12 protein-coding genes are annotated in these 18,164 nt (G+C 68.8%); 4 read left to right on the top strand and 8 right to left on the bottom strand.

The window, feature by feature from the left end; all coding sequences use genetic code 11:
* Positions 1–82 precede the first annotated feature (82 nt).
* Positions 83–2,545: a hypothetical protein gene (locus tag ACZ3HV_RS29695; RefSeq protein ID WP_465688877.1), complete on the top strand. Its 2,463-nt coding sequence runs from the start codon at positions 83–85 to the stop codon at positions 2,543–2,545.
* 31 nt (positions 2,546–2,576) lie between these two features.
* Here ACZ3HV_RS29695 and ACZ3HV_RS29690 read toward each other — a convergent pair whose 3' ends face one another.
* The gene (locus ACZ3HV_RS29690; RefSeq protein ID WP_465688875.1) at positions 2,577–4,157 is read right to left on the bottom strand and encodes a glycoside hydrolase family 10-like protein; all 1,581 of its coding nucleotides are present in this window, start codon (positions 4,155–4,157) and stop codon (positions 2,577–2,579) included.
* Between the two features lie 83 nt (positions 4,158–4,240).
* Between ACZ3HV_RS29690 and ACZ3HV_RS29685 the strand changes: the two genes are divergently transcribed.
* Positions 4,241–4,747 (top strand): GNAT family N-acetyltransferase, encoded by a 507-nt coding sequence (locus ACZ3HV_RS29685; protein ID WP_465688874.1) that lies wholly within the window; start codon positions 4,241–4,243, stop codon positions 4,745–4,747.
* Positions 4,747–5,796, top strand: a complete 1,050-nt coding sequence (gene pseI, locus ACZ3HV_RS29680; protein WP_465688872.1) for a pseudaminic acid synthase — start codon at positions 4,747–4,749, stop codon at positions 5,794–5,796. The genes ACZ3HV_RS29685 and pseI overlap by 1 nt, the downstream gene beginning before the upstream one ends.
* Positions 5,797–5,890: 94 nt before the next feature.
* Here the strand turns inward: pseI and ACZ3HV_RS29675 are convergent, their stop codons facing one another.
* The 6 genes from ACZ3HV_RS29675 to ACZ3HV_RS29650 all read right to left on the bottom strand — a co-directional run bounded on the left by ACZ3HV_RS29675 (position 5,891) and on the right by ACZ3HV_RS29650 (position 14,815).
* Positions 5,891–8,074 carry a glycosyltransferase family 2 protein gene (locus ACZ3HV_RS29675; protein WP_465688870.1) on the bottom strand — a complete coding sequence of 728 codons (2,184 nt, stop codon included), beginning with the start codon at positions 8,072–8,074 and terminating at the stop codon, positions 5,891–5,893.
* Positions 8,074–9,810: a hypothetical protein gene (locus tag ACZ3HV_RS29670; protein WP_465688868.1), complete on the bottom strand. Its 1,737-nt coding sequence runs from the start codon at positions 9,808–9,810 to the stop codon at positions 8,074–8,076. The genes ACZ3HV_RS29675 and ACZ3HV_RS29670 overlap by 1 nt, the downstream gene beginning before the upstream one ends.
* Positions 9,803–10,624: a hypothetical protein gene (locus tag ACZ3HV_RS29665; protein WP_465688866.1), complete on the bottom strand. Its 822-nt coding sequence runs from the start codon at positions 10,622–10,624 to the stop codon at positions 9,803–9,805. Before ACZ3HV_RS29665 ends, ACZ3HV_RS29670 begins: the two co-directional genes overlap by 8 nt.
* Entirely contained in the window at positions 10,624–12,906 is a 2,283-nt protein-coding gene (locus ACZ3HV_RS29660) for a glycosyltransferase family 2 protein (protein ID WP_465688864.1), read from the bottom strand. The genes ACZ3HV_RS29665 and ACZ3HV_RS29660 overlap by 1 nt, the downstream gene beginning before the upstream one ends.
* A 57-nt stretch (positions 12,907–12,963) precedes the next feature.
* On the bottom strand, positions 12,964–13,716 hold the full coding sequence (locus tag ACZ3HV_RS29655) for an N-acetyltransferase (RefSeq protein ID WP_465688862.1): 753 nt from the start codon (positions 13,714–13,716) through the stop codon (positions 12,964–12,966).
* Between the two features lie 115 nt (positions 13,717–13,831).
* Positions 13,832–14,815 carry a glycosyltransferase family 2 protein gene (locus ACZ3HV_RS29650; RefSeq protein ID WP_465688860.1) on the bottom strand — a complete coding sequence of 328 codons (984 nt, stop codon included), beginning with the start codon at positions 14,813–14,815 and terminating at the stop codon, positions 13,832–13,834.
* A gap of 129 nt (positions 14,816–14,944) precedes the next feature.
* On the opposite strand from ACZ3HV_RS29650, the gene ACZ3HV_RS29645 reads away from it, so the two are divergent.
* Complete coding sequence (locus ACZ3HV_RS29645; protein ID WP_465688858.1) at positions 14,945–17,110, top strand: hypothetical protein; 2,166 nt, start codon at positions 14,945–14,947, stop codon at positions 17,108–17,110.
* Here the strand turns inward: ACZ3HV_RS29645 and ACZ3HV_RS29640 are convergent.
* Positions 17,103–18,125, bottom strand: a complete 1,023-nt coding sequence (locus tag ACZ3HV_RS29640) for a PseG/SpsG family protein (protein WP_465688856.1) — start codon at positions 18,123–18,125, stop codon at positions 17,103–17,105. The genes ACZ3HV_RS29645 and ACZ3HV_RS29640 overlap by 8 nt on opposite strands.
* Positions 18,126–18,164 lie beyond the last annotated feature (39 nt).

Raw genomic sequence — 18,164 nt, 5'->3', positions numbered from 1 at the left:
TACTGAGTGTAAAGGGGAATCTTCCGGCGGTAAACGGGTTACCGGCCACCGCCGCGACTCCGGCGACTCATACACTTTGGCGATGATCAGAGCCGGCCGGGGGAAACGCGTGGCTTTGGGACGTGGGACGCGCGTGGCGGCGATGGTGAGCCTGCCGGTGCTGCCGCTGGCCTGGTTCGTGGCGTTGCAGGAGCACCCGCCCTGGATGACCGGCGCGTATCTCGGGTACCTCGTGATCGTCGTCGCCGGTCCGGGCACGATCTTCTGGCGCCGGCTCACCGGCGGTTCGGGCTGGTTCACCGCGGATGTGGTCCTGGGTACGGCGTTCGGCCTGGCCGTCGAGGCGCTCCTCTATCCGATCGGGATGCTGTTCGCGATGCCGTTGGCGGCGTTGCTGATGCCAGCGCTGGCGTTCGGGGTATGGCGGGCTCTGCCACGACGGAGGCTGCCCGAGCGGACGACGCCGTGGTGGGCGACGGCCGGTGTGATGGTGGCGGTCGGTGTCGCGGCCGCGTGGTTCGTACGGGTCGGATCGCAACTCATCCCGCTGACCGGACCCAGTGCACTCAGGCCGAACTCGGACGCCCCGCACAACCTCGCGGTGGCCGGCGAACTGACGCATCACTTCCCACCGCGGGTCCCATACGCCGATGGCAAGTGGATGACCAGCCACTGGGCGGCGTACGACCACATCGCGTCGACGCACTGGATCACCAGCATTCCGCTCGACGTGCTGACGTACCGGATGGTGCCGTTCGCGTGGATCCTGCTGACCGTGTTGGGCGCTGCGGCGGTCGGCATGGTGCTCACCGGTCGGGCTGTAGCAGCTCCGATCGCTGCCGGGCTTACTGTGGCCGCGGGCGACCTGGTGGCGTGGCCGTGGGTGGTGTCGAACCGGGTGTTCGCGGACGGACCCTTCTCACTCGGTCAGCTGACCAATCCGCCGCAGGCCTTCTCGACTGTGCTCTTGCTGCCACTCATCGCGGTCACTGCGTTGCTCCTGCGTCGCAAGCCCGGTCAGACGCGCGGACAGCTGTTCCGGCTGTTCGTGACCGCCGGAGTGCTCATTGCGGCGTTGGCTTTGACGAAGGCGACCACGCTGCCGGTCTACGCCACCGGACTGGCCGCTGCGTGGATCTACCTGACTGTTCGGGCCGGACGGCTGAACCTGCGCGCGCTGGTGCTCGGTGTGAGTGTCGCGGCGGCGTACGCGGTGGCCTTCTTCGTCGTCCTGCGTGGCGCCCGGTCCAGTGTGATCTTCGACCCGGCGGCGACCTTCGAAGGTCTGGCGGACCAGATGGGCGGTGGCTCCGCAGTGGCGGTGATCGCCGTAGTGGTGGTGGTCGGCTGGGTCATGCCTCTGGTCGGCGGCCTGCTGATCAAGCGACGGATCCCGCGCGATCCGATGCCGGTGTTCCTGGTCTTCGGCTTCGTCGCGGCGATCGTGGGTGCGTCGCTGTTGTACGACGAGGGCGAGACCCAACTGTTCTTCGTCCGCACCGGCTTCATCTACGGCGTACTGATCGCCACCTGGGGCCTCGGCTCACTTCAGCGCCGGCAGTACTGGATTGCCGCGGTGGCCTTGCTCATCGGGGTCGCCGCGATCTATTGGGGTCGGTACCGGTCGGACGACTCGTGTACGTCGGCCAGTTGCTTCGCTCAGAGCCTCGCAGTCGCCTTGGCGATCGCAGCCCTCGGCATCGGGGTGTTCGGGCTCATCCTGCGCGGCTCCCGGCGTACCTGGGCCGTCATCGCCGTGGCGGTCCTCCTGGGGATGACGGCGTCGTCGACGGTGGTGTCGTTGCGGAAGTTCGCCACACCGCCGTTGACGGAGTACCAATCGATCGCACCGGGTGGGATCGAGGCCGCACGGTTCATCCGGCGGAACTCCGGATCCGACGACAAGATCGCCACCAACCTGCATTGCCACCAGGCTCGCGCGTCGCACTGCCTCACCGGCTCCTACTGGATCGCCGGGTACGCCGAACGCCGCGTACTCGTGGAGGGCTGGGCCTACCAGACCCGTGTCGACGACACGTACCCCGACGGCGTCCAGAGCAGCTACTGGGACGAGGAGAGGCTCCGTCTGAACGACGAAGCCTTCACCAACCCCACTCGCGAGGTGCTCGAGAAGCTGCGGACCACGTACGACGTGCAATGGCTGCTGCTCGACGAACGCGTCAGTGCGCCGCCGAAGAACCTGGACCGGCTGACCGAGCTGCGGTTCCAGTACGGCACCGTCCGCGTCTACCAGCTCTATCCGCCGCCGCCGGAGAACCCGTTCCCATCCCAGACGCCGTCTCCGACCGGCACACCGTCGCCGACGCCATCTCCCTCGTTCCCGACCGGTTCACCGACGCAGAGTCCAAGCTTGCCGACGCAGACCCCTGGAGTCCCGGTCCAGACCCTGACACCTGGCCAGACGCTGCCGAGTCAGCCCTTCCCGACCGGCAGCCTGCCGACGGGAAGTCTGCCTCCGCCGACCTTCCCCACCGGCCCCCTCCCGACGCAGCTCACCACTACGCCGGGAGTTCCGAGCCCCTGACCGTCTGCGCAGGGCCGTCAGCGCAGGGCCGTCAGCGCAGGGACACGGCCGGGATCGGCACGCTCTGGTTCGCCAGGCGGTCCAGGGCGGCCACCGTGTAGAGATAGGCCGTGCCGGGCGTCGCCGTGGTGTCCAGGTAGGACTGCGCGACGCCAGTCGACCGGACCGTCGCGATGAGGTTGCGGGCGTCGTTGTCCGGGCAGTGGTCGCCACCCAGCAGCTCGCGACGATAGACGGCGTACGACGTCGTGTCGCCGGACGTGCGACTCCACTTCACCTGGACACCGTCAGCGCTCCGCGTCGCCTGGACGGCGTGGGCCGGCAGCGGCTGGCGGGAGTCCAGCGACGGCATCGCGGGGATCAGTGCCGGCCGCGTGTACCAGTTGTTGTTCAGCAGTGTGGTCGCACCGAGGCGGTCCGCTCGGACGTCCTTGGCCGAGAAGTAGATGTTGCCCTTGACCTCGGGGATCGTGCTGTCGAACGCCAGGTGATCGCTGAGCTCCTGCGGATCCGCCCAGTCCGGCGACTGCGTCGACGTACCGACCTTGTACGTCGCCTCGCCGATGTAGAGGTGCACGTGCGTACCGCGGACCTGGTCGGCCCACCACGGGACGATCTTGTTGTAGTCGGCCGGCGCGAACCCACCGGCCCAGTAGACCTGCGGGACGATGTAGTCGATCCAGTCCTCCCGGACCCACTTGCGGGTGTCCGCGGCCAGGTCGTCGTACGTCTGGACGCCGGCCGTGGTGTCGGAGCCTTCGGGGTCTGTGGCCTTGTTCCGCCACACCGCGAACGGCGAGATGCCGAACTTCACCCACGGCTTGATCGCCTTGATCCGCGACTGGATCTCCTGGATCAGCAGGTCGATGTTGTTCCGCCGCCAGTCGGCCAGCGCCGGGAAGCCGGCGCCGTACTGCGCGTACGTCGCGGCGTCGTCGAAGACCTGTCCGGCCACCGGATACGGGTAGAAGTAGTCGTCGAAGTGCACGCCGTCGAGGTCGTAGCGCGAGACCGCGTCCATGATCGCGTCCTCGACCAGCTTGCGGGCCGCCGGGATCCCGGGGTTGTAGTACAGCTTCCCGCCGTACGTGACGACCCAGTCCGGGTGCTGCCGGGCCGGGTGCGTGGGGACGAGGGCGTTGATGTCGGTGCCCATCGAGAGCCGGTACGGGTTGAACCAGGCGTGCAGCTCGAGGTTGCGCTTGTGCGCCTCGGCGACGGCGAAGGCGAGCGGGTCGTAGCCGGGGTCGCCGCCCTGGGTGCCGGTCAGGTACCGCGACCAGGGCTCGACCTTGGACGGCCAGAAGGCGTCGGCGGTCGGGCGGACCTGCAGGATGACGGCGTTGTGGTGCTGCCGGACCGCGTCGTCGAACCACGAGATCAGCTCGGCCTGCTGCTGTGCCGCGCTCAGACCGGTCTTGGACGGCCAGTCGATGTTCACCACCGACGACACCCAGGTCGCGCGGAACTGCCGGAGCGGTGTCGTCGGACTCGGGGCACAGCTCTGCTGACCCGCGGGCGGCGCTTGCGCGGCCGACGCCGTACCGGGCAGACCGCTCAGTAACAGCCCTGCCGTCACGCCGAGGATGCCCATAGCTCGCCAGACTCTCATGTCACTCTCCGACCGTCGTTCAAGGTGAAGTCGAAAGATGTTTACACACCAAGGCGCTCAAGAGAAGACGCTAGGTTAGGTGCATGCTGCGGACCGCTACCGAGGACGACGTCGACACCATCCGGCGGCTGCGGAACCAACAGGCCAATCGCGAGGTCAGCATCACGTCGCACGAGATCGGCGCGGACGAGCACGCTGCGTGGTGGGCGAAAGCCTCGGTCGATCCCACGCGCCGAGTCCTGATCTACGCACGGGACGACGTGACCGCCGGTGTTGTGAACTTCTTCGACCTCGAAGGCTCGACCGGCTCGTGGGGATTCTTCCTCGACGCGGACGGGCTGGCTGAGCGTGGTGAGACGCTGCCCGCGTGGATCGAGGTGATGCGCGAGGCGACGGCGTACGCGTTCGGCGACCTCGGCCTCGACGTACTCACCGGCGAGGTGCTCGAGCACAACACCGTGGTCCGGCAGATGAACCGGCGGTTCCGCTTCACCGAGGGAACGCCCGAGCGACGGTACGCCGACGGCCGCGAGCTCACCGTGATTCCGATCAGCCTGCGCAAGCAGGACCGTAGAACTCAGGGGAAATGATGAGCACCATCGAGATCGGCGGCGTGCCCGTCGGGCCGGATCACCAGCCGTTCGTCATCGCGGAGATGTCGGGCAACCACAACGGCGATCTCGAACGGGCGAAGGACATCGTCCGGGCGGTGGCCGAGTCCGGTGCGCAGGCGCTCAAGCTGCAGACGTACACCGCGGACACGATGACCCTCGACCTCGACCTGCCGGCGTTCCGGCTGCCGGTGGAGCACGCGCTCTGGAGTGAGGCGCGGCTGTACGACCTCTACGCGGAGGCGCACACACCGTGGGCCTGGCATGAACCGATCTTCGAGCTGGCGACCTCGCTCGGGCTGGTGGCGTTCTCGTCGGCGTTCGACCAGACCGCGATCGACTTCCTGGAGAAGCTGAACGTCCCGGCGTACAAGGTCGCGTCGAACGAGATCGGCGATCTTCCGCTCGTCCGCGGGATGGCGGAGACCGGGAAGCCGATCATCATCTCGACCGGTTCGGCGACGCTGACCGATATCGATGCCGCCGTCCGCGCGGCGCGTTCGACCGGCAACGAGCGGATCATCGTGCTCTCCTGCACCGCGAGCTACCCGGCGCCGCCTGAGCAGTCCAACCTCCGGGCCATCCCGGTCCTTCGTGATGCACTCGGCGTACAGGTCGGCCTGTCCGACCACACGATGGGCATCGGCGCCGCCATCGCGGCGGTGGCGTTGGGCGCGACCGTGATCGAGAAGCACGTCACCCTCAAGCGCAACGACGGCGGCGTCGACTCCGCGTTCTCCCTCGAGCCGTGGGAGCTGGAGTCGCTCGTCGAGAACACCCGCGTCGCCCAGCTGGCTCTAGGTCAGCCCATCATCGGCCCCAAACAAGCCGAGCAGAACGTCCTCCGCTTCCGTCGCTCCCTCTACGTCACCCAGGACGTCCGCGCCGGCGACCCCATCACCCCCGACAACGTCCGCTCCATCCGCCCCGCCGGCGGCCTCGCCCCCGACCTCTATCCCCAAGTAGACGGCCGCCCCTTCCGCACAGACACCAAAGCCGGCACCCCCCTCACCTGGGACCTCCTGTAAGGCGTACCCGGCCAGGCGATTGGCAGCAGACGCGATCTGAGCACGGCCCAAACCTGCGCTTTCCGGAACATTCCGGTCACCTGGCGCAGAATAGTTACCGAAGATCCAAGCTGCCCAAACCCGCCCGCCGCTGAACGTCGACGTGCAGCGTCCCCGCCAGTGGTCGCACGGCGAGGACGTGCTCACCACGCGGGACCGTCAGCGGCAACCGGCTGGACAGAAAGGGCTCACACTGCACCGCATGCGACGACCCGTCGGGCACCGTCGCAAACAGAATCCAGTCCTCCGACGGCTGAAGCAGCTCGTCCAAGTCCACCACCGCAGCCCAGCCGTCGTCCGAGACGGTACGCCGGCACACCACATCCACGTGGTCGTCGGAGCCGGCCAGATACCGCCGCCAACTGAACGAGACTTCGCCCCAATCAGGCCCGCGCACCACCAACTTGTTGCCCGCAGCAACAGCAGCTGTCGCAGTCATCCGGATCGGCGACTCGTGCAGGTTCACGTACCCACCGGTCGACCGCGTCAGCATCACCACGCCGCCACCTTCGGCATGCGAGACCAGCCGATCACCGGCCGTCCACAACAGCACCTGCTCCCGCCCCTCGGGACCGCGTATCCGGAACGCCCGCGTCGTCCGCTGACTGAACGGGTCGTCCGGATTCGTCTCCTCGAGGATCGGCCGGATCGGCAGCCTCGCGGTGAAGTCGCGGCCGTCGAGCTCGAGCGGAACCTCTTCCTCACCGCCGGCCACCGGCCGGGTGACGAACAATGCAGGCTCGTCGAACGACGACCGCCCGTGCAACACCAATGCGTCGGGAGTCTGCTCGACCGAGGTCAACCGGCACGGATCGGTCAGCCGCCGAAGCGCGAAGCAGCCGTCCTTGCCAGACCCCGGCTGAATCCAGTTGCTCTCGTCGATCCACGCTCCCGGCGGCCACCCCGGGCTGCCTGCCCGCTGCCCGCGCAACCTGTCCCGCCGCCGTACGCGCCCTGACCGCATCCGTACATCGAAATGCGCCGGACCGGCCGTGCACCGGCCGAGCAGCTCGCGATCCAGCAGTACTTCGAACCCGACCAGCGACTCCTCGCCACGCAGATCCGTCGCGGCATACGGCCGTACCTTCAACGGATAGGACCTCCCGGCGATCACCAGCGAGATCCGAAGGCTCGGAGCACTCGCCTGCAGATGCCGGATCTCGGCAGTCCCCTTGACCGACAGCCTGCCGTCGACCCACGTCACTTCGCGCACGCTCGTCGCCAGCGTGAGATCCGCGGCCGAAACCTGGAAGTGTTCCTGCGCCTCGGCACCGTCGAGCGCCAGCCTCCGGAGCAACTCGACATCGCCGCCGTCGAGCGCCGCGTACTGCATCCGGTCGAAGCGAGATGCGTCCTCGAGCACCGCTGCGTCCAGCCGGTCACTCAGTTCGTGCGCGAGCTCGACGAGGTGCTGCTCCTCTTCCGCGGGAACCGTGCCGAAGGCCGTCAGCACCGCATGCAGGTCGATCTGGCGGAAATGCGCGTGCACCCCACGGCGAACCGAGGGCAGGGCGTCGTCGACCAGGTCCAGCACCATCCCGGCCGAGAGAACCCGGTCGCGGAGGTTGCCGAGCTGGAACTTCTGCTGGGTGATCGAGTCACCCGACTCCCGCTCGCGCCAGTAGTAGACCGGTGCGGCGAGGGTGTCGACCGTGACCGCGTCGAGGTGCGCCTTGAGCGTGACCGGGTAGTCCTCGTACCGGATCGCCGGGAAGCGGTACGCATACTCGTCCCAGAACGACCGCCGGTAGACCTTGTTCCAGATCATCCGGTCCAGCACGAGCTCCGGCGTCTCCGACACGTGCGTGGCGAACCGGTCCTGCGTGAAGCACTGCCGTTGCAGGTACGACGGCCGGACGCCGTAACTGTTGTTGAATCGCCGCGCGTTGCCACCGGCGAAGTCGGACCCGGTCCGGTCGAGCGTCCGGACCAGCATTCCGAAGCCGTGCCGCGTGACCAGATCGTCGCTGTCGACGAATGCGATGTACTCGCCCGCGGCGTGATCGGTGCCGGTGTTGCGCGCCGGCCCGAGCCCGGCGTTCTCCTGCTGGACCATCCGGAAGCGGGAGTCGCGCGTACAGAAGTCCTTGGCGATGACCGCGCTGTCGTCCATCGAGCCGTCGTCGACCAGGATCGCCTCGAAGTCGGCCCAGGTCTGCCGCGCGATCGAGTCCAGACAGGGACCGAGGTACTCGCCGACGTTGTAGAACGGCACCACCACGCTCAGCCGCGGCGGCATCAGCGCCTACGCAGCCGGCGCGACAGCTTGCGGGCGACGACCCGCGGCTTGCGGACCTGAGCGGCATGGAAGACCACGCGGGACAGCGCGTACGTGCGTGATCCGCGGATGCGATCGTGGGCCGCAGTCACCTTCTGCAGCTGGATCCGAAGCTCGCGGATCCGGTTCTCCCGCGTCTTCATCGCCTTGTTGCGGAACCCGAGCGTGCGCTCGAGGCCGTAGACATGCCCCTTCAGCTCGAACAACTCCTGCCCCGCCCGCTGAGCGTCCGCGAGCTCGGTGCGTACGTCGACACTGTCAGGCAGCTCCAGCACGCCGGCCAGCGCGGCGGCCAACTCCTTGCCTCGAGCAACGTGTTCCCCGGACGCCGGCGGAGTATCGGGTGAGGTCGCCTGGACCGGCTCCGGCAGTTCGACACCGGACATGCCCAGCCAGGTGGAGACCAGGTCGTCGCCGAGCATCCACGGCGGCCACGGGTGCCGCCGGTGCTGGCCGATCATCCGATCGTGGAACCGATACCACGCAGCCGCGAGCAGGTCCGCTCGGTCCGTTTGCTCAGCGGTTGCCCAGGGCGAAACCCCGTAGGCAAAGGTGTCTCCGTCGACCACGACGTCGTCCCACCGAAGCACGGCCCGCGAGTGGGTGGCCCATTCCCCCAGGCGAGCGGCCAGCTTCCGGAAGCCTGGCACGTCCTCGGCGGCAGCCAACCGAAGCAGGACCGACTCGACAGACACGCCACCAGGTACCACCGCCGGCACAACGCCGGCATCAAAATCCAGCGTGGTCGGGGAGGGGAGGTCGCTCCCGGCCACCGGAGCGTCGGCGGCGCCGGTGGTCGGCGCGGGGCCGGTGGTCGGCGCGGGGCCGGTGGTGGGCGTGCCGATCGTTGTCTGCCAGCCGGATGTGCCTTGGTTGGCGGTCAGGGTTGCCGGGCCGGTTTCGACGTACAGGTCGTGTTCGGCGTGGGTGCCGGAGATGGCGAGCCAGCCGGTGGGGATGGCGGCCAGGAGGCCGGCGCGGGCGGCGGAGTCGACGCCGTCGGCGATCGGCGAGAGCAGCGGGATGTCGACTGCTTCCAGTGCGTCCGTGGCCAGGCGGGTGGGCAGCTCCCCCGGGCGCGCGGCCGCGGCGACCTCGGCGGCGACGAACGTCCGCGAGCCGAAGTCGGCGTACACCTGCGCAGTCCACGGCAGAGCGGACGTGAACTGATCGGCGGACACCGGTCGCGTCGGGTCGTCGTGCAGCGGACGCCAGTCGTCGTCGCCGTGGCGCTCGTGGGGCGGACGACGGTCGAGCAGGTTCAGTAGGGAGAACTCGTTCTCAAGGCCCAGGACGACGACCGCATCCGGAGTCGCGAGCGCCGACACCGCCGCCAGGCGCTCGGACCAGCTCAGGCTCTCACTGTCGTAGCCCAGCACCCGGTCGAGCCCGTCGGCGGCGAGGACCACCTCGAACGGTTCGGACCTCAGGCCGTCCAGAGCACCGGCGACGACCTGGAGACGGTCCCCGAACTCCGCGGCCAGCTCCTCGGCGTCCGACACCGAGCGGAGCAGGATGGTCGCGTCGGAGGTCCGCTCGGCGACGGCCGAGATCAGCGCACGGGAGTGCGGCCCGACGATCAGGGTACGGCGGTTGCCGGGAAGGACGTCGGCCAGCAACGCGGCCAGGGCCGGGTGGTGGTCGGTGCGATCCGTCCACGGTTGCATCTCACCGAGAACCACCTGCAGGTCAGACACGCTCTCTCCAATCGAACAGCATTCGCAGCTCCGCGGGCGGCATCATCCAGGGCTTGCCGAGTTCCAGGTCGGTCGTCGCCCGGGCGGTCTCCAGGTCGATGGACTTGCCGAGCATCTCCGGCCACAGCCGCTCGATCCGGCTCTGCCCGCCGAACAAGGGGTTCTCGCCGTCCATCTCCATCGGGTCGCCGTAGACCGCGGGTTCGCAGCCGGCCGCGACGCCGTAGAAGATTGCCGTCGACAACCGGTTGGCGGCGACCCGCTTGTGCCGCCGCAACTCGGCCAGCTGCTTGAACAGGAAGCGCCGATCCGTTCCCTCGTAGGAGAACCCGCGGCGCCCGAACGACACCACGCGGAAGCCGGCGTCCTCGTAGTACCCGCGGACCTCGGGACGGTCGTACTCGGTGTAGTAGAGGCTGAAGGTGACCGGGCCGGGCTCGGTCTCGCGGATCTCGTCGATCAGCCGCTGGTGGTCGCCGTGGATCTTGCCGCCCTCCCACCCGTGGAAGAGGAACCACAGCGTGCCCTCACGCTCGACCGGCTCCTCCTCCTGCTCGAGCTCGAGCAGATAGAGGAACGGCGCGCCGATGCTGTGGTAGTTCCGCCGGCCCAGCGAATGCCCGCGCCGTCGCGGTGCGTCGCTCCAGGTGAACCGCCAGGCGCCGTCGTAGAACTCGTGCACCGGGTTCCACCCGCAGCCGATGTTCCACCCGTGCTGCAGATAGCCGCGCAGCCGGGGCGGGTGGTCGAAGTCCAGACCGGCGTACCGCGACAGGATGTGCGTCTGGCCGTAGTAGTGGTTGTGGTGATGCATCAGCGGACCTCCACGTGCAGCGTGCCGGCATGCGGTCGTACGGCGAGAACGTGAGCACCGCGCGAGATCGTCAACGGCAACCTGCTGCACAGGAAGGGCTCGCACTGCACGGCGTGCGACGACCCGTCGGCCTTGGTCGCGAACAGGATCCAGTCCGCCAGCGAGGCCAGCGGGTCCGGCGAGACCCGCACCGCTGCGGCGGGGATCAACGCGTCCACCTCGGCGGCTGCCGACCAGCCGTCGGCGGACGACCTACGACGGCAGGCCAGGTCCAGGTGATCGTCGGAGTCGGCCAGGTACCGCCGCCAGCTGAACGAGACGTCACCTCCGTCGGCCCCGCACACCTCCAACAGGTTGCCTGTAGCAACAGCAGTGGTGGCCGTCGTCCGGATCGGGGACTCGTGCAGGTTCACGTACCCACCGGTGGATCGCGTCAGCGTCACCACCCGGCCGGCCTCGGTCCGGGAGACCGCGGAATCACCGGCCGTCCACAGCAGCACCCGCTGCTGTCCGTCGGGATCACGGAGCCGGAACGATCGCGTCGTCCGCTGGCCGAAGGGGTCGTCGGGATTCGCCTGCGCCAGGAGGTCCGCGATCGGCAACCGCGCGGTGAAGTCACGACCGTCGAGCTCCAGCGGAATCTCTTCCTCGCCGCCGAGCACCGGCCGGGTGACGAACAACGACGGCTCGTCGAACGACGACCGGCCGTGCAACACCAGCGCATCCGGTGTCCGCTCGACCGAGGTCAACCGGCACGGATCCGTCAGCCGACGGAGGGAGAAGCATCCGTTCTTGCCCGAACCCGGCTGAATCCAGTTCGTCTCGTCGATCCACGCACCGGGCGGCCAGCCGGGACTCCCCGGCCCCTGCCCGCCGAGCGTGCCCCGGCGATCCCGGCGCCCGGACTTCATCTGTACGTCGAAGTGCGCCGGAGCGCCCGTGCATCGACCGAGCAGCTCGCGATCCAGCACCACCTCGAACCCGACCATCGTCGTGTCCCCGTGCAGGTCCAGGGCGTCGTACCGGCGTACTTCGAGCGGGTGCGGAGTGTCCGCGATGACCAGGGAGATCTGCAGGCTCGAGGAGCGCTCGGTCGCCAGGTGGCGGATCTCGGCCGTGCCCTTGACCGACAGCGCGCCGTCGACCCAGGCCACTTCGCGCACATTCGTCGCCAGAGTGAGGCTCCGCTCGGAGACCCGGTACAGCTCCTGTGGTACGACGTCCTCCCGCAGGCCGGGGTAGTTGTAGTCGAGCTGCCGCGTCCGCCGCGGCCGCTGAACCGCCCGAGCGCCGCCGCGGAGACCCCCGTCGTTGCGGAAGTGCGCCAGCCGCCGGAGCAGCTCGACGTCGCCGGCCCGGAGCGCGGCATGCTGGATCCGGTCGTACCGGTGGGTGGCCGCCAGGACCTCGTCGTCGAGCCGATCGAGCAGCTCACCGGACAACTCGACGAGGTGCTGCTCCTCCTCGGCGGGCACCGAACCGAACGCGGACATCAGGGTGAGTACGTCGATCTGGGCCAGGTGCGCGTGCACCTGCCGGCGGACGATCGGTACGGCGTCCTCGACCAGGTCCAGCACCATTCCGGCCGAGACGACCCGGTCGCGGATGTTGCCGAGCTCGAACTTCTGCTGAGTGATCGACTCACCCGACTCCCGCTCGCGCCAGTAGTAGACGGCCTGCGTGATCGTGTCCACGGTCACCGCGTCCAGGTGCGCCTTCAGCGCGACGGGATAGTCCTCGTAGTGGATCGGCGGGAAGCTGTAGCCGTACTCGGTCCAGAAGGACCGCCGGTAGACCTTGTTCCAGAGCATCCGGTCCAGCACGAGGTCGGGAAACTCCGAGACGTGGGTGGCGTGCCGGACGCGGGCGAACGGCTGCCGGTGCAGCCACGACGGCCGGACCCCGAAGCTGTTGTTGAACCGCCGCGCGTTGCCGCCGGCGAAGTCCGATCCGGTCCGGTCCAGGGTCCGGACCAGGGCGGCGAACCCGTACCGCGAGACCAGATCGTCGCCGTCGACGAACGCCAGGTACTCGCCGGTCGCCTCGCGGATCCCCGTGTCCCGGGCCGGCCCGGGACCGGCGTTCGACTGCTGGACGAGCCGGAAGCGGGAGTCGCGCGCACAGAAGTCCTTGGCGATGACGGCGCTGTCGTCGGGCGAACCGTCGTCGACCAGGATCGCCTCGAAGTCGCCCCAAGCCTGCCGGGCGATCGACTCGAGACAAGGCCCGAGGTACTCGCCGACGTTGTAGAAGGGCACGACCACACTGAGCCGCGGCGTCACTCCGGCAAAACTCCCCTCGCTGCAGCTAGGTAGCTAGATGTGCCCCCAAGGCACTTTCTACGTAGCGGCAACGAGGTGGAGCGTCAGAAGGTTATGCACAGGCTCGAATCCGTACCGGGCCCAGACTCGCTGGATGCCGGTGTGATGGGCCTGGGTCGACACGACCAGGCGCCGGGTGGTGCAGGCGTCCTCGACCGCCGCGAGCAGGTGACCGTACCGGCCGCGGCCCTGTTCGGCCGGTACGACGCCGGCCAGCTGGATCTCGGTCCACGAGCGCTGCTGGTCGATCGCGGCCAGCGCGAGCACCCGCCGATCGGGGCCGCGCAGGACGACCGCGCCGGCGTCCGCGATCCGGCGTCGGGCCCAGTCCTGCCGGCCGGCCAGCGCGACAGCGCGGTCGAACACCGGATTGGCGCAGTAGTGGCTCCCCGAATCGCCGAACACGTCCGCGACCAGGTCGTCCACCAGGACGTCATCCGCCTCGGGCTCGACCTGAGCGGTGAACCCGGCCAGTGGCGCCGGCCGGCGACCCTTGCCGGCCGGGAGCGACCAGTAGACGACGGTGTCGGCCAGCAGCGCCTGTCGCGGCCCGCTCGCCAGCGCGGCGAACCAGGTGGTCTCGCGGGCCGGGTACCGCAGCACGACCACGTCGGCCGTCGACCGCTCGACGGCAGTCAGCACCTCGGACAGCGGCGTACCGGCGGAGGCGGACACGCTCATCCGGTCGATCGAGACGCCGAACCGCTTCGCAGCGTCCACGGACGGCCGCACGGTCAACTCACCGGCCTCGAGCGCGTCAAACCAACTCATAGGGGGGTGAGCTTAGGGCATGTCTGCCAATCCCGTGCAGTCGCGAGCAGGTGCTCGGGGGTGTAGCTCGGCGCGCCGCCCCGCGCAGCACGCACGGGGTTGGCAGACATGCCCTTTAGTCGTTCTCGTCGACCGTTTCGGCGAAGGTGTGGTGTCCGTGGTCTTCGAGGCTGTCGTAGCCGACCAGGAACTGGGGTCGCCGCTGACTGGATTGGAACAGCCGGGCGACATACTCGCCGAGCAGGCCGAGGCAGAGCAGCTGGATCGCGCCGATCACACTCACCGCGAGCACGGTCGACGTCCAGCCCGGGATGCTGCGACCGGCCAACTTGATGACCAATGCTCCGATCACGAACACTCCCGACAACATCCCACCGAGCAGCCCCAGCCACGTCGCCAGCCGCAGCGGGGCCGCCGAGAACGCGGTCACGCTGTCGAAGGCCAGCCGGAGCATCTTGGTGAAGTTGTACTTCGTCGTCCCGGCGGCCCGCTCGGCGCGGACGTACCTCACTTCCGCGCTCGGGAAGCCGAGCCACGGGATCACCAGCCGGAAGACGCGACCGTCCTCGGGCAGTGAATTCACCGCGTCGACCACCCGGCGCGACACCAGCCGGAAGTCACCGGCGTCGAACGGGATCTCCTTGCCGACCAGCCGGCACATCAGCCGGTAGTACATCCGCGCGGTCGTCCGCTTCAGCCAGGTGTCGCTCGAGCGGTCCGAGCGAACGCCGTGCACGACGTCGACGTCCTGGTCGCGCGCCGCGGTCAGGAACTCGGCGATGACCTCGGGCGGGTCCTGCAGGTCGGCGTCGATCGTGACCAGGTACTCACCCCGGGCGCGGCGGAAGCCGGCCGACTGGGCGGCCTGGTGACCGCTGTTCCGCAGCAGCCGGATGACGCGCAACTGCGCCCAGTCCTCGGCGGCCTCGAGCAGCAGCGTCGCGGTCCCGTCCCGGCTGCCGTCGTCCACCACGATGACCTCGTAGGAGATCCCGAGTCCGTCCAGCAGCGGGCGCATCCGTGCGAAGAACATCGGCAGCACCTCCTCCTCGTCGTACATCGGTACGACGACGGAGAGCGCCGGGTGATCGGCATGCATAAATCGGGACCTTACTAGTCGTGACACTCCGCATTCGTGACCTAACAGATTTCACATTACTGTTACGACATGCGCGCGAAGGCGAGGCGGCGGGGGCCGCGGACAGCGGGGCCTTCCCTTTCCGGACTCATGGCCGGGCTGGCGGTCGTGATCCTCGCGATCGTGCTGCTCGCCCTCCACTCGACCTTCTTCGAGCTCGCCCGGTTCGTGCTGTTCACCGGGCTCGCGATCGCACTGCCTGGCTTCGCCCTGTGGCGACTGATCGGCAGCTACGGACGCAATCTGGTCGAGGACCTCGCGGCCGGGCTCGCAGTGGGTACGGCCGCCCAGATCGTCGTGTATCTGGCCAGTGCGTCGATCGGATTGCAGGCGTGGTCGTGGGTGTGGGCGCCGGTGGTGCTGTTGATCACCTTCGTGGACAGTGACGTCCGGGCGCGGGTCTGGCGGCGGGTTGACCAGCCGCTGCGACCACTGCAGGCCTGGCTGCTCGCTGCGGCGACGGCAGTCGTCGTACTGGTCGTCTACCGGCGCGGTCCGGGCCAGTTCCTGCCGGCGTACACCGACCCGCTGCGCTCGTACCCTGACCTGGCCTTCCAGCAGGCACTGGCCGCCAGCGCGAAGTACGACGTACCGATCTCGACACTGTGGCTCGGTGGCGAGCCGATGAAGTACCACACGTTCTTCCACCAGGCGACGGCCGCGACGGCGTGGGGGACGCGGATCGATCTGACCGACCTGATCCACTCGCTGAGCTGGCTGCCGTTGTTCCTCGCCGGCTGCGGACTGGTCTTCGCACTGACCACGCGCTTCGCCCGGACCTCGGAGTCGGGCGCGACCTGGGCGGGGCCGCTCGCAGTCCTGGTCGCTGGGCTCGGCGGGGCGGTGCAGCCACTACCCGACCAGGGGCTCGGCGGGATCTCCACTGCGGTCGCGGCGTACCTGAGTCCGACGCAGAACCTCGGCGTACTGATCGCACTGGCGCTCTGCATCGTGGCGGTCGATCTGCTGCGGTCGAGCGCACCCCGCAGTCGCTGGGTGTTGCTGATCTTGCTCGCGCTGGTCGCGGCCGGCGCCAAGTCGACGATCCTGCCGTTGCTGGACGTCGGGTTCGCGTTCGCGTTCCTGCAGCTGACGGTGGCCCGGAAGCCCACGCGACCGGCGACGATCGGTGGGGCGCTGTCGTTCGTGGTGTTCGTGGGCGGGCTGATCACGATCTTCGGCGGCAGCACGTGGGGGACGGAGATCAAACCGTTCCAGACGTTCATCCAGCTGGAGCCGTACCCGATCGTGATCGACAACCCGCACGCGCAGTTGTTGTCGGCAGCAACGACCTTGCTGAGCTGGGGCCTGGCCGCCTCGGGGCTGTTCTTCATCGGACGGAAGTGGCGGGACCCCGGCGCAGTGTTTCTGCTCGGCTTCGCCGCGGCGGGGCTGCTCGGGGCGATGCTGACGACGCAGTCCGGCGTCAGCCAGCTGTACTTCCTGCGGACTGCCTTCCCAGCGGTCGCCGTACTCGCGTCGGTCGGGCTGGCGAACCTGGCCGGGCGGCTCGCGGACCGGCGGGCTGTAGTGCTCGTGGGTGCGGCCGGATCGCTCGCGCTGGTGGGACTGGCTGTCGCGCGATCCGAGTCGGCAGACCTCAAGGGGATCAGGGGGCCGTGGCTGTGGACGGCTGCGGTGCTTGTAGCGGTTGCTGTCGTCGTTGCCCTTGCGTGGAAGGCGTTCCGGCGACCCGGGAATGTCTTGGTGGCTCTGCTCGTCGGTGCGGTGGCAGCGAGCATGATCGGAGCCATGCTGCTTCCGCTGCAGGCGTTCGTGTCGGACAAGGCGTCCAATCTGGTCTTCGCTCATCCTTTCCGCGGCGGTGCGACCGCGGCCGAGGCCGGTGCGGCGCAGTGGCTGCGCCGCAACAGCACACCGGGCGATCTGGTCGCCACCAACGCGCACTGCATCATCCAGCGCGACGGCATCTGCGACAGCCGGCACTTCTGGCTCGCCGCCCTGTCCGAACGACCAGTGCTGATCGAAGGTTGGTCGTACTCCAACCAGGCCAACCGGATCGCCGTCACCACGGGCGGGAACCCTAGCCTGATCCCGTACTGGAACCGCGAGGAGCTGGCCGCCAACGACGCCGCCTTCAAGGCCCCGACGCCGGCATCGATCGAGCGCCTCCGCAAGGCCGGCGTGCGCTGGCTGTACGCCGACCATCGCGCGGGCGAGGTGTCACCGGCACTCCGCAACTACGTCCGGCTCCGGCACGCCACGCTGGACGCCACGATCTACGAGCTCAGATAAGGGCCGTCAGGGCATCTGCGACCCGGACGCGACCGTTGCCATCGACAAGCTTCCAGCCAGCCGCTGCCAGGCGAGCGCGCTCAGTCGGGTCGGTCAGCAGGCGTTTCAGCGTTGCCGCTGCAGCAGCCGGATCCGTCTTCAGGTCGGACAGCACACCGACTCCGGCCGCCGTACCAGTCGCTATGGCTCGCTCGTAGCCCATCACCTGGTTGTCGACCACACAGACGAGTCCGGCCGTGGCTCCGAGGCACAGCAGCTCCCAGGTCGACGTACCCGAGGCGCTGATGGTCAGATCGGCCTCGCGCACGGCTGCCGCGAGCTGATCCGTCGGCCCGATCACATCGACTCGTTGCCCCGCCTGCAGGTTGACCGCGGCAACACGCGCAGCTAAGTCGACCGTCGGCGCGACCACGGTGGCGTCGAACGGTACGCCGGTGGCCGCGAGAGCTCGCACCACAGGAGGACCGGCGCCGAACGCATCCGTTCCCCCGAAGAACGCGAACACCTTCGGTACGGCGACCTGCCGCGGCGCGGGTGGTTCGGACGGGCGGAGGGCGAGGATCTCGTCGCGGATCATCACGTACTCGAGACCGGCCAGCCTGGTCGAGTCAGGCGCCAGCTCGGGGTGGTCGAGCTCGGCGGCGAGGTTCTGATCGACCAGCACGTCCGCCTCGGCGCCGCGAAAGTCACCGTCGACGATGGCAAGGGTGGGGATGGGCGTCCCGCGGACGGCCGAGTAGACGGACGCGTCCAGGTCATAGGAGTCGAAGACCACCGCGTCCAACTGGAGGCGCTTGAGCAGCTCGACGTGCTCGGCGGCCGTCCACACCGCCGGCTCCACCCCGATCCCCCGGGCCGCGATCTGCTCGGCGGCCCACGGCACGGTGTGCGCGTCGCAGACGAACACGAGCTCGATCCCGCGTCGCCCTACCTCCTCCGCCAGCGCCAGGCACCGCATCACGTGCCCGATGCCCCGCCCCGGTCCCACATCACACCGCACCCCGACGCGTTTCACGCCCCGACCGTAGCGGCTGCACCTGCGATTTCCCGCTTC

Source organism: Kribbella sp. NPDC020701 (assembly GCF_055562215.1).
Note: the sequence above shows the minus strand (reverse complement) of the source record. Positions and strands in the feature narration are given on the sequence as shown.

Coding starts and splice junctions, on each gene's coding strand:
- ACZ3HV_RS29650 (WP_465688860.1), bottom strand. CDS start 14,815: ATGCATGCCGATCACCCGGCGCTCTCCGTCGTCGTACCGATGTACGAC.
- ACZ3HV_RS29695 (WP_465688877.1), top strand. CDS start 83: ATGATCAGAGCCGGCCGGGGGAAACGCGTGGCTTTGGGACGTGGGACG.
- ACZ3HV_RS29645 (WP_465688858.1), top strand. CDS start 14,945: ATGGCCGGGCTGGCGGTCGTGATCCTCGCGATCGTGCTGCTCGCCCTC.
- ACZ3HV_RS29675 (WP_465688870.1), bottom strand. CDS start 8,074: ATGCCGCCGCGGCTGAGCGTGGTGGTGCCGTTCTACAACGTCGGCGAG.
- ACZ3HV_RS29690 (WP_465688875.1), bottom strand. CDS start 4,157: ATGAGAGTCTGGCGAGCTATGGGCATCCTCGGCGTGACGGCAGGGCTG.
- ACZ3HV_RS29665 (WP_465688866.1), bottom strand. CDS start 10,624: ATGCATCACCACAACCACTACTACGGCCAGACGCACATCCTGTCGCGG.
- ACZ3HV_RS29655 (WP_465688862.1), bottom strand. CDS start 13,716: ATGAGTTGGTTTGACGCGCTCGAGGCCGGTGAGTTGACCGTGCGGCCG.
- ACZ3HV_RS29685 (WP_465688874.1), top strand. CDS start 4,241: ATGCTGCGGACCGCTACCGAGGACGACGTCGACACCATCCGGCGGCTG.
- pseI (WP_465688872.1), top strand. CDS start 4,747: ATGAGCACCATCGAGATCGGCGGCGTGCCCGTCGGGCCGGATCACCAG.